Annotated in this window: 4 protein-coding genes and 1 CRISPR repeat array; of the genes, 2 read left to right on the forward strand and 2 right to left on the reverse strand. The window is 61.1% G+C overall.

Annotation, left to right across the window (positions count from 1 at the left end):
• Nucleotides 1–376 precede the first annotated feature (376 nt).
• Nucleotides 377–7,924 (forward strand): CHC2 zinc finger domain-containing protein, encoded by a 7,548-nt coding sequence (locus D3F03_RS14090; protein WP_158606166.1) that lies wholly within the window; start codon nt 377–379, stop codon nt 7,922–7,924.
• A gap of 108 nt (nt 7,925–8,032) precedes the next feature.
• A complete protein-coding gene (locus tag D3F03_RS14095) occupies nt 8,033–8,854 on the forward strand; it encodes a hypothetical protein (RefSeq protein WP_119110065.1) in 822 nt (273 codons plus the stop codon).
• A gap of 465 nt (nt 8,855–9,319) precedes the next feature.
• A CRISPR array of direct repeats spans nt 9,320–9,948; the repeat unit is 28 nt; unit sequence GTTTCCTGCCGCGTAGGCAGCTCAGAAA.
• Between the two features lie 83 nt (nt 9,949–10,031).
• On the opposite strand, the gene D3F03_RS14100 is transcribed toward D3F03_RS14095, so the two are convergent.
• Entirely contained in the window at nt 10,032–10,451 is a 420-nt protein-coding gene (locus tag D3F03_RS14100; protein WP_119110066.1) for an XRE family transcriptional regulator, read from the reverse strand.
• 400 nt (nt 10,452–10,851) lie between these two features.
• Nucleotides 10,852–12,555 carry a thiamine pyrophosphate-binding protein gene (locus tag D3F03_RS14105; protein WP_245960631.1) on the reverse strand — a complete coding sequence of 568 codons (1,704 nt, stop codon included), beginning with the start codon at nt 12,553–12,555 and terminating at the stop codon, nt 10,852–10,854.

The following is a 12,555-nucleotide window of genomic DNA, read 5'->3' on the forward strand; positions in this document are numbered from 1 at the left end:
GCAGGTCGGTTCGAACCGGTCAAAGGCAGTCTTGCAGCGATTGCCGTCCTTCGCACCGCTGAACTCGTTGCCTGTATGCTGCCATTCAAGGATCAAGTTGAACGGACCACCTAGCGTAGTTGGCACTGGCTCAATTGAATGCAGGGTTGGGGTCACCATCACGGCAAGCTTTTGCCCGCAGCGCTGTTCGAGGCCACCACAATGCAAGACAGCGCCTAAGCAATGGCCAACTGGCAACGCCATGTCTACGGCGGCCCTTGCTGGTGGCGACGCGATGGCCGAGGTCCATAACGTCCGCTGTACCAGCGTCAACGAGCGTCGACCATCGATCTGATAACGTATGCGTAACTAGATGAAAGTGCGGGAGGGGGGGACGATGGACGGCCGTTACGACATAGGCGACTTGCTCGCCAAGGTGCCTTTGGAAGATGTGTTGCAGCGCCTTGGGCTGAAGACGGAACGTCGCGGCGCTTCAATCCAAGCCTTGTGCCCTTTCCACCAGGACACCAGGCCCTCGCTGAACGTCTATCCGGCTGACGGTACTTCCACTGCCCACTACCATTGCTACGCCTGTGGTGCGCATGGCAATGCTATTGATTTGGTCAAGAGAGTTCAGGGGGTGGACTTCTTGCCAGCGGTGCAATGGCTGGCTCAGCAGTTCGGCATCAAACCCCCGGCCCGTCAGTCCAAGCAGCGTACTAGTGAAACCGCAGGTAGAGATGCGGCGCTGAAGTTTGCTCTTCGTATCTACGACGAAAAGCATGACGATGTTCGCTTCCAGGTTTGGTGCCAAGAGCGCGGATTCGACCGTGACTCCTTGTACAGCCTTGGCCTGCGCTGTATCACACGCGGCGTCCTGGTGGAGGCTCTGCAATCCAAGAGCGTGGGTGAACGGACTGAGTTGACGGACGGCCTGCAGGCTCTCGGCCTAGTCAAGCGGCTTTATCAGCGCTCGGCGCCACAACAGTGGAAGCTGAACCTGCACGATCAGTTCCAAGACTGCTTTCATGATGGCCGCGTCGTCATCCCGATTAAAGGCGGGACTCATAAGCAGCCGCAGTGGCTGGGCTTTGCTGGGCGTTCCCTGCAGACTGTTCCGCCGGAGGGCGTCGCCAAGTACCTGCTCACGGCGGGTTTTGAGAAGGCCAAGGTTCTTTTCAATGAGCCGGCTGCTTTCGCTGCAGTAAGACAGGCACAGAAAGTTAACGCCCCAGCCAGGCTCTACCTCGTAGAGGGATTCCTGGATGCACTGCGGCTGCACACCCTTGGTCTGCCAGCCGTGGCATTGATGGGGACGAGCTTGGGCATTGAGCCTATGGAGCGGTTGGCTGCTCTGGCGCAGAGCTCTGATTCAAACGCCGAACTGACTTACAGCGTGTTCCTGGACAATGATCCGGCCGGTTTCGCAGGCTCGGAGCGCCTCGTTCGCCGCTTGTTGGACTTGCGCGGCGTGAACCTGCGCTGGGTGGGTATGCCCTGGCGAAGCGTGCCCGCGTTAGGCAAGGACCCAGACACCTGCCTGCGTGGTGCAACCACAGCACAAGAGGTTCTGGCTTGGCTTCAACCGTTTGACTTGCCTGCTGAAGCTGTTCTGTTGGCCCAAGCACTTGGCGGCCAGGATGCTTCGGACTTGCAGCCAGAGCGGTTCAGCCAACTGGTGCAGACGGTGCGTGAGCGCGCCTTGTTTCGAGTCGGCATGGTCCTTCGGCGGCTATACGGCCCCCGCCCCGCGGAAGCAGCGTTTGATCGTCTGCAGGACAGTCAATGGGAGTGGGCGCGTCGGCTGCACGCTGAGCTGGCGACGTCCGAGGTGGCTCGCAACTCATTGCCTTCGCGAGGCCAGTACCTCGAGGAGACCCTTCCGCGAGTCGCGCTTGCGCGTAGTCTGGCCTATCACGGCGCGCGTCGTGGAGAGCTGCCTTGTGATGAAGAGACGTGGCAGTCGTTAGGCGGCAACGCCCGGCTCTTCGATCAGATGGCGCTGCATCGTTTGCGGGCCATGATGGAGGGTGACCAGCTATGGAAGCAAGCGGCACCCTATGACGCAGTTCATTTGCCTCGTAAGCTCACTGCCGATCCGAAGGCGTTGGACGACCCGCGTCGCAAGGTGATGCCGCACCCTGCGGATCTTTTGGTTCAGCAGACGGTTCTCAACGAGTTGCTGAGCCAGCGGCATGACCGGCCAAGCGCGACCGGGCGCGCATTCTCAGACGATATACCAGCTGTGCGTTGGTATGCCTCGCGCCGGGAAGTACTGGTGACGGGGTTGAGTACGCCGCTCAATGCGATCGATGAGGAACTGAACCTCCCGAAGACACTGAGCTTTGGCTACCAGATCGACATGGACGTTCTGGAAGGCGATCAGACGCCTTCGGACCAGGGCATGTTCCGTCCTTTCGGGCAGTGCTGGCGTGAGTTCATGGCCACGCTGTCTAGGCAATGCCATGCGATCGGGCCCCGAGTGCATGTGCTGCGGTTGGATGCCAAGCGCTACTACGACTCGATCCAGCGTTTTGTGCTGCGTGATGCGCTCTTGAGGCCGCTGAACCAAGCGATGGCCGTGCACGGCGTTCCGAAAGGCTTCGTAGATGTTTTCGGGCTTTCACAGTCTGGCGTCGAACCTTGGGACGCTGAGCTAGAGGCGAAGCTAGAGCGCCTGCTGGTCGGACTCGTCTTTCACCACCAGTATCGTGACCCCGACGTGGATGGCAGAACAGCGCAGAGCAGCGAGCTCATCGGCATTCCCCAGGGGCCAGTGCTGTCGGCCTATATCGGCACCATTGCCCTGTTCCCTGTGGACGAGACGGCTCGCTCCTTCATTCACCGTACAGCGGAAAGAGGCGCCGACGGTGTCTTGCGGCCACGCATTGGCTATGCCCGCTATGTGGATGACATCGTGTTGTTCGCTGACAGTGAAGATCTGCTCAAGCAATTGCGGGAACTGCTGCAAGCTAAGGCTGCAGAGCGTTCCATCGACCTCATCCACAAGGGCGAGCGAGTACGTGCCGGCTCTCCGCTGCAGGTAATGCGTCAGCTCAATGATGGGCGTGGCCTAGCGCCGTCCGTCCCTGCCTGGGAACCACCTTTGGTCGGCGATGGCGAGACCGATTACAGCTTGGGCGGTGAACTGCCCGATGTCGACCGGCAGTGCGCGCTACAGATGCTTCGTCGTGTCGCGCTGATGCATCAGCCAAGCGAGATCGTCGGTCAGGTGAAAGCGGTCCTGGAAGCGCCTGACCTGCGCGCAGGGGATCTCGGTCTTTGTGCACGTTGGTTGTGGTGGCAGGTCGCAGCAGCGATCGATCCCGCACAGGACGGTACGACGCCGGCTCTTCTATGGGAGAGCTTCTGGCAGCTATGGAAACAGGTGTGCAGCGGTCATCCATGGGCCAGCGCGTTCGAGCAGCGTGGATACGACTTGCTATTTGCCGTGGAGGGCTTGGACAAGCTGCTCGACAACCATCCGTGGCAGGAGAACGGTAAGTTCCTGGTCGAGAGGCAGGAGGACCGGAGCAGGCGCCTCCGACTGGCTCGCCTTGTCTGCATGCCCGAGTTCATCGATCAGGTGAAGCCGGCCAAGAACTTCGATCACGTGCGGCGTCGCGCTTGGCTGGCAGCGCGTAAGGCGCATCGGCTGCTGGGCGACCCCGGAGTAGTGCTTGCTCTGCCGCCTCAGTTAGGCGGTCCGTTGACGGCCATTGAGTGGCTGTGCCTGGCCGGCCCGAACATTGCACAGCGGGGCACTAATCATCCGCTGAACGCACTGGTCGAAAGGCAGGTGACGAGGTCAATTGGGGATGGATTGGACCTAGCCCGTAGGGTCATTGGCGAGCTGACCAAGAAAATTGATGAGTCTGATGTCACGGCGGCGGGTCTGGCGATCGACTTTGTTCTCAACAGTTCGCCGCCAAGGGGGAGGCTGTCCACGCTGGCGACCTGGTTCGCTCATCTGCTTTCGCAAGTTGGCGCCGACAAGCGGTTGATGCCCCATCTTCCAGCTGTCAGTGAAGGCGAGCCGCCGCTCCTTGCGATCGACGCCGAGGCCGGAACTGAGGGACGATGGCTCTATCGATACACAGAGCGTGGCTCTGACGAAGCGCAGCACGTGCCTTCAACGGACCGACGGTTTGCGCACGTGGTCATGCGAACTGAGCTGCCCTGCCTTGCCGACGAGACTGCGCTTCGGTTTGTAGGAGTTCCGGAGTCGAATGCCCTACGCCTCGCCGTGGAGAAGAGTCAGGACCCAACGCTTTGGATGGATCTAGACCATTCCGTAGGCGCGGACCAGGCGAGGCTCCCCATCACACATCGGGCGGCCTGTCTCTACTACGGACTGCTTGCTATGCATCAGATGGCAGTCGATGGCGGCCGTAGCTTGACCTATGTGCCTTTCAGGCCACAGTTGTTCCGCAGCCCAGGCAATGAGACGGAGTTCTATCTACTCGCCGAGCCCGTCAAGCGGGACCAACTTGGGGTCAATGCTTGGTACCACGACCGTGATGATCGCGTGCAGTCGGTCACTGTGCCTTTCGCCGGGGCTGACCTTTGGCGTGTAGGGTGGGCGGTTGCCGATGTGTTGGGTGTGGCGGCCGACATGGCTGGCGAGACGGGTGATCGTGACGAGCAACTCGACGAGCTTGAGGCACCTGATGAAGAGGGTGACAGCTCAGAGGTGTCGGCAGCTCTGGCCAGACAAGAACTCGAGGCTTACCTGCTGCGCCAGCAGCTGCGGAAACTTCAGGGTAGCTATTTGTCATCGGCGCAGATTGAATCTGCAGGCCTAACAGAGGACGACCTTCCTGGGACGGTAAAGCGGGCCCTAGCGCTTCTTGAGAGGTTTCCGGCTCACGAGTCGTTGGAAGCCCAGGTGCGTCATTTGTTGACGGTCGAAGCTGAAAGCCGTGCTATGGCTCTGCGCCTGGAGCACGGCAGCAGCGATGCCATGCGCCATGTTTTGCATCAGGCGGTGCCGGAGGCGTTGAACAGACTGCCCCTTTGGGTTCTGCAGGGGCTACCGCTGCGACCTCCGCCGGAGCGGGAGGGACCCTTGCGGCCAGAGCTGGGGCTGATGCTCTCGCTGTATCAGGCTCTATACCCGGCCGTCCCGGGCAGTGGAAAGATCGCCGCTGAGCCCTTGCGCGTTGCTTTGGTGCTCGCCGCGATTGGTATCGGTCTGAGGGGTAGCGTGGCAGCGCTCTGGGGCTATTCGCAAGCTTATGGCGCCGCGCGCATGCCCGAGCAGCTGAATATGCCCGCGCGGTGGGCCGCGGCGAACATGGAGCGCCTGGATCCGCAGGGCGACTACAGCGTCATGCGAAAGCGGTTGCTGGATGGCGATTGGTCGGCAATCAGCAAGGCCAACCCTTGGCATTGGATGCTCGCTCTTGTGGGTCTGCTGGACTCAAGCTTTCCGCAGGCACTTGAGCTGCCTCAGCTGATACAGGTGTACGACATCCTTGCTCAGTGGCAGAGCGCGCCGGCGGATCGAGGGGACGCTGACGAAGAGAAGGCAGTCTGGCCCTTTGATGCTCTGCCGAGCTTGCCGCTGCATAAGTGTGACGAGGCAATGAGCGCCTTGCCGCAGGCCTTGTGCGCGCTCGATGCTTTGCGTGGCATGCGAGTGGTCCTCGTTGCGGGCCAGAAGTTCGGCCGGCAACTTCACACCGATGATTTCATCGACACAAAGGGCGAAAGCTGGCGGATGAGCACGCCACAGTTCACCAGTTTGTATGGCAATACATTGCCGCAGTGGAGGATTGAGCGGAAAAGACTGACATGTTGGGCTGAAACCCGGCGCCTGTCGGACAACGAACTGCTGGCGGTTCATACGTTGGACCACAAGCTCGGGCGCTGGTTCATCAGCGATGATCTGGTGTCTTTGGCGCTTCGCGCGGCGCTGGATGCCAGTGCAGCCTCACCCGGCCAATCTCCTGTTCAGACCGCAGTAGCGCAGGCTCAGCAAGCAGACCACGTTGGTGAGGAACCTGGCATCGTTTCGGCGCCCGATGACGTTGCCGAAACACCGCCGGCTAGTGAACCGTCCCCGCCTCTAAAGCTCCAGCCCGCTTTTCCGTCCGGCCGGATGCCAGTTGAGCGCCTGGATGAATGGCAGAACGATTCATGGGGCAAGCGCTTTGGCACTGTCAAAAGCGCTGAAGACGCAGATGCGGCGGTACGCGCTCACCTGCGCATTGCGCTGTTTCAATGGCGCGTTGACGACAGCTACAGCCACCCAATCTCCGAGGTAGGACTTGCCGGCTTCCCGTTGAGTACCGATGCACATCGAGCGCTGCAAGCGCATCTCGCCGGCGATCTAAAGGAGGTGAACCGGGTTGCCAAGCGCGGGGCAGAGTTTCATTGGACAGATGATCGGAAGGTCATTTCGTGGCCGGAACATCGCCGCCGTGTGCTCCTGAAGCAGGCCTTGCGCGCCTGCCGAGAGTTGAATGTGAACCTCCTTGTTCTGCCCGAGGTGTCGGTGCGACCAGACACGGTCGAGTGGTTGAAGGAGGAGTTGTTCCATCATCCTGGCCTGGCCGTGTTGGCCGGTACCTTCCGACAGTTCGAGGCGACGCACGACCACCCGCAGCATCTGAGAGAGAAGCTGACGCTCCTGTGGCAGCCGGAAAAGATCCAGGCCGAAGCGTTCGGCTTGGAAGGTGATGCTCGCGTCATGCAGTTCCAGCGCGACAAGAAGTACCGCGCCGTGGCGGCGCACGAGTTGTTCCGGCCCGGGACCGGCCGATTGGCACCCCTGTACCAAGAAGAGAAGGTCTTGGACGAGCTACGCAGCGTTCTGGCGGGGGGTAGGACGTTTGATCAGACCAAAGCGCTGGTGGATGCACTCATCCACGGCCCGCAGAAGCTCCGCCATTGCATGGAATTGATCTGCTCTGAACTGTTCTTGCTCACCAGCCCAGCAAACAGTCGCCCACTGCTTCAAGACTTTGTCAAGGTGCTGCGCCAGTTTGGCTCCAGCACCGAAGAGGCCGCCCAGACCGTTGAGGGTGATATCGAGGCGCTGGGGGAATGCCTGACCGTTACTCAAAGTAGGCGCGAGCGGCGATCGGTACTGGTGGTCCCGGCCTGCACCAGTCGTAGCAACGACTACTGGCATGCCGGTCAAGCGAGTGTTCTAGCATCAGCAACGGCGACGGTGTTCTGCAATGCAGTCAGCAAGGGACTGAGCGTCGGCGGGAGTTGTTTCATCGGTTGCGACTCGGTCCAGAAGCAGCCGAATGAGCACGCCGGCGTTGTGCGCCTACTCACACCGTACCGAGGCTGGCATCACGGCATTCTGCAGCCGTCTGTTAAGGGGGCGCTGTCAGAGGCTGACCAGGCCCTCGTCGTGGTGGATTTGGATCCGGTGCACATGGTCAGCGGCAAGCCGCGTCCACAGTTGTTGCCCGAACCCGTGTCGATGGTGGCCTATCTCCCCATCGTGGAAGTCATACGCAAGGAAGATAACGCGCGAGCGCTCGTGGCTTCGTTGCGAGACCAGTTCATGGGTGAAGCTGGCCAGCGTGCATTTCACGGCATCCTGATTTCAAAGGGTTTTCCGAAGCCTGGCGAGTCAATACATGGCCTTGAAGAATTCCGCAGCGCCTTTGCCAACCTGCTGGATGCCTTGAAGCGTGGCGCTATCAATCCTGAGTCAGGTGGCGTTGAGTTGGACGACTTCGTCAAGTTCTTTGGCGATTCCAATACGGTGCGGCAACGGATCATCACGTCCTTGCGAGATCATCTCCAACAGCCTGCGCCTCTCACCAAAGTCGACGGGATGGATCTGGAGCCAGCATGGCTGGATTTCTTGATCGCCGACATGACATGGAAACAGCCTGAGGTAGAGCCGCTTCATGGCTATGAGGCCGGAACGGTACAGCCAGCGATCCGAGTGCCGCCGTGGCGTCCCCCGAAAGAGTAGGCGGGAAGGAATACGTCTTCGGACCCAGCGGGATGGCCGCACAAGCTTTCAAGCGATCGGGCGGCTGAGCCAAGTATCCCCGGCGCCAAACACCTTTCTGACAGAACCATGCCTCTACTTCTTCGTCAGCCTCTCGCATCCACCAGCCTCGATGCCCACGGCGAGCGGCTCACTCGCGACGACCTATTCGAGCTATTCAAGGCCTTGCCGGAGGAAATGGTGATCAACGATCAGCATGACCTGACCCTGCCGTCAGCAGCCATTGCGCGGAACCTACAGTTCGTAGAGCTGCATGCGGGAGAGTGGGCGATCGTCGGCGATGTCACCGTTCACGACGCGGAGCTGCTCAAGCTGCGCGGTGGTTTCAGTATGGCTTGGCTTGCGGCGACCTACACAACCAAGCCAGATCGAGATCCTGACATTCAAGTGCTATTCAGTCCACGCCTATTTGATAAAGACATCGTACTTGCGCTCGTACGACTGTCCGACGAGCAGGTGAACATCGTCGGGCGAGAGCTGAAGCAGAAGGGTCTCGATCCAGAAGCCATATTGATCATCCAATTCGTTGCCCTCGCCGCGGTGTCGGGCTTCATCGGCAAGCCGGCATCGGACGCATACGACAAGCTGCTACGCCGGCTTGCCAAAGTCAAGGACGATCTACGGAGTCCAGCCAACACGCCGCCAATCCTTCAGTTCTTCGTGCCACGCCACTTGAATCCGTATCGCGCCGACATCATCGTTGAGCTGATGCCGGAGCATATGGAACACCTGCGCGTTGGTGCTCTGAGCTTCCAGGATGCCATTGACACTGCGCGCCTAGTCCCTTTCACCGAAGAGGCGAAAAAGATTGTTATCAAGGCCGTTGGAGATCCGCCAACATGGCGCTTGTCTCGCTACGAGAAGGCCTCGGGCCTGCTTGTCAGGATCTAGCCTTGCTCACGCGCCGCAAAGCAGACGCCGATGGACTTCTGCAATCAGCCTGATTCGGGCTTTGACTTGACTCGGGTAGAACCAATGCATGGCAGCCCCCTACATGCCTGCCTGATACGTGCCAGTCGAGTGCGCCCAATCTCATAGGCAATTGAACGGATTTGCGGCAAGTTTGCCGGGCTCAATGATCAGCCAAGCCCCCTACCACCTGTCGATGGCAGTACGAACAGCATGCGACCTAGCGCGCCTCTGTTCTGCAAGGTAGCTTTGTGGGGATCTGATGTTTGTCGGCGGGGGAGTCGCTCCTACGCCGAGCAACTCCGATTGGCACTGGGCCCTGGTCCGGTCGGTCAAGTAGATGTGGCGCGTGTGGTCACGTTGCAGTGGACTCGGTGGTCAAGTGCATCTGGTTTTCGCATAGGCAGCTCAGAAAGTCATGGCATCCCCGCTTTTGAACGACACAGGGTTTCCTGCCGCGTAGGCAGCTCAGAAAAAGACCAGTTGATCCACCATCAACGATGGTTCGTTTCCTGCCGCGTAGGCAGCTCAGAAAGTTGCCTGCGGAAATCTGCAATTGATTTGCCGGTTTCCTGCCGCGTAGGCAGCTCAGAAATATTGCCGTTCGAAAGCGGGGATTGCATGAATGTTTCCTGCCGCGTAGGCAGCTCAGAAATGCAAAAGCAGGCCACGGAACACGCCGGCCGCGTTTCCTGCCGCGTAGGCAGCTCAGAAATGCATCATCTTGCAAGTTGGCGATGCCTACAGCGTTTCCTGCCGCGTAGGCAGCTCAGAAAATCAACGCGGTGGACATTAGCTCCACATTCAGGTTTCCTGCCGCGTAGGCAGCTCAGAAATGTGCTGTCGGGATCACGCGGACTCAAGAAGTGTTTCCTGCCGCGTAGGCAGCTCAGAAAGTGAGAAAGCAATGCGTTTGGGCGCTAGGCACGTTTCCTGCCGCGTAGGCAGCTCAGAAAAGGGCAGAGAACGCGTCTGGGGTCATGGATTGGTTTCCTGCCGCGTAGGCAGCTCAGAAATGCATGCTTAGCGTGACGTGCTCTTGTGTGCCGTTTCCTGCCGCGCAGGCAGCTCAGAAAATCGCCTCGAACTGGGCGACGGCGGACACCGCGTTTCCTGCCACCTAGCTCCAGCGTTTGAAGGAAAAGCGCTGGCAGTGTTTTTATTTCTCGGTGCGCTCTGCTTCCTCCGCCGCGTGGGCCCTGGCGATGGCCAGGATTACGTCGCGCGCCAGACGGCGTTTGGGTACTGGAAGGCGCAGATAGATTTCGAACAATTCGCGATCCGGGTAGCCTAGCCCGGCATGCCAGATGGGTTGCCGTTCGCGTGCCTGGTGTGCTTCGCCTTCGCCATAGCCCAACTCCTGCACAGGCACGCGCAACCAGTCTGCCAAGGTGACGAGTTTCTTGTGGTCGGGCATGGTTTCCCCCTGCAGCCAGCGCCGAACGCCGTGCAGCGTCATGGGCTTGCCCCAGTGGCGCATGTTGAATTCCCGCTCCAGCACTACCGGCCTTGGTTCGTAGCCGGCTGTCACCATTGCACCGCGTAACCGTCGCGCAAATTCTTTCTTGGCATCGTCCATAGATGCTCAGGCTACGGGGGTGGCTTTTTTCTGGAGTGACTTTGTAATATAGTTACGCTGTAAATTTGATCGATAATTACACGAAAATTGTAATTGCTCTGCCTTGCTCGGCATGGTGCTTCCTGCTGGCTTGGCTTTCCCCGGGATAGGGATAGTGATGACCCAGCATCCAGAAACACCTTCACAGTCGTTGCCCGACAACACGCATGATGGGAAAGACGATTCACCTGCATTCCTATCGAAGCCGCCGCGTTTGACACGTGACCAGCGAGAGGCTATTGAGGTCAATATCCGCCGTTTGCGTGAATTGCTTGAAAGAAAGTATTCGCGAAATTCTTCGGCCGAATAAGAAGCAGGAGGGCACCCTTGAATTGCAGGATGCTCAGTGACCGGCGATGCCTCACCCGCCCCGTATCTGGCTCAGCGAGCGCCCCGGTGTAATCGCTTCGGGGTCGATCAGGCAGTGCAGGAGGGCGGGCAGGCGCGTGGCCTTTGCGGTTTCGCGCAGGCGTGCGAAAGCCGGGGCGAAGTCCTCGGTGCGCTCCACACGCTCGCCATGGCCGCCAAACGCCTTGGCGTAGGCGGCGAAGTCGGGGTTCTGCAAGGCCGTGCCGCTGACGCGGTGCGGGTACTCGCGCTCCTGGTGCATGCGGATGGTGCCGTACATGCCGTTGTCCAGCAGCACCACGATGAGGGGCAGCCGGTACTGCACGGCGGTGGCGAATTCCTGGCCGTGCATGAGGAAGTCGCCGTCGCCCGCGAACACCACCACCGTGCGCTCGGGCCACAGGCGCTGCGCGCCCACGCCGGCCGGCAGGCCGTAGCCCATGCTGCCGCTGGTGGGCGCGAGCTGCGTGCCGTATTGGCGGAACGGCCAGAAGCGGTGCACCCAGGTGGCGAAGTTGCCCGCGCCGTTGCAAAAGACGGTATCGGGCGGGAGCACTTCGCGCAGGTGCTGCATCACCGCGCCCATCTGCAGTTCGCCCGGAATGTGGATCGGCGTCGGGTCGCTCCAGGCCAGGTAGGCGGCGTGCGCTTCCTGCACGGCTTGCTGGTGTTGTGCGCTCGGTGTCTGCGCAGCCGTGGTCGGCAGGGCAGCGCAGAAGGCGACGGGCGAGGCGTTGATGGGCCACTGCGCCTGGTACACGCGGCCCAGTTCGTCCGGGTCGGGGTACACATGCACCAGCGGGATTTGCGGCGTGGGAATGTCGAGCAGGGTGTAGCCCTGCGAGGGCACTTCCGAGAGCCGCCCGCCGACGAGCAGCAGCAGGTCGGCGCCGCGCAGGTGCGCCAGCAGCGCCGGGTTCACGCCCAGGCCCAGGTCGCCCGCGTAGCAGGGATGCTGGTGGTCGAACAGCATTTGGCGGCGGAACGAGCAGGCCACGGGCAGGGCGTGGGCGGCGGCGAAGTCCTGGAAGCGCGCCACGGCTGCGGCGCTCCAGCGGCTGCCGCCGACGATGGCCACGGGCTTGCGGGCCTGGCCCAGGCGTTCGAGCAACTGGGTCATTTGCGCCGGGCTCGGGGCTGCCTCCATGACTTGGTAGGGCCGTGCGGTGGGCGCGTCGGCACGTTCGACCAGCATGTCCTCGGGCAGGGCCACCACCACCGGGCCGGGGCGCCCGCTGCAGGCCACGCTGAAGGCGCGCGCCACGATCTCGGGCAGGCGGCGCGCGTCGTCCACCTCCGTCGCCCACTTGGCCAGCGGGCCAAAGGCGGCGCGGTAGTCCACCTCCTGGAAGGCATCACGCCCGCGCGCGCCGCGCTCGATCTGGCCAACGAACAGCACCATGGGCGTGGAGTCCTGCATGGCAATGTGCACGCCCGCCGCCGCGTTGGTGGCGCCGGGGCCGCGCGTGACGAAGCACACGCCGGGCCGCCCGGTGAGCTTGCCGTGCGCCTCGGCCATCATGGCTGCGCCGCCTTCCTGGCGGCAGACGGTCAGCTGGATGGGGGCATCGTGCAATGCGTCCAGCACGGCGAGGTAGCTTTCGCCGGGCACGCAGAAGATGTGCTGCACGCCGTGCAGCACGAGCTGGTCGACGAGGATCTGGCCGCCTGTGCGGTTGGCCGGCGTGGAGGAAGAAGAGGGCATGTCGGAGGGCAT

Source organism: Simplicispira hankyongi (genome assembly GCF_003570885.1).
Taxonomy (GTDB): Bacteria; Pseudomonadota; Gammaproteobacteria; order Burkholderiales; family Burkholderiaceae_C; genus Simplicispira; species Simplicispira hankyongi.

Excerpts from the sequence above, each read along its gene's own strand:
- D3F03_RS14090 (WP_158606166.1), top strand. The coding sequence starts at position 377 with ATGGACGGCCGTTACGACATAGGCGACTTGCTCGCCAAGGTGCCTTTG.
- D3F03_RS14095 (WP_119110065.1), top strand. The coding sequence starts at position 8,033 with ATGCCTCTACTTCTTCGTCAGCCTCTCGCATCCACCAGCCTCGATGCC.
- D3F03_RS14100 (WP_119110066.1), bottom strand. The coding sequence starts at position 10,451 with ATGGACGATGCCAAGAAAGAATTTGCGCGACGGTTACGCGGTGCAATG.
- D3F03_RS14105 (WP_245960631.1), bottom strand. The coding sequence starts at position 12,555 with ATGCCCTCCGACATGCCCTCTTCTTCCTCCACGCCGGCCAACCGCACA.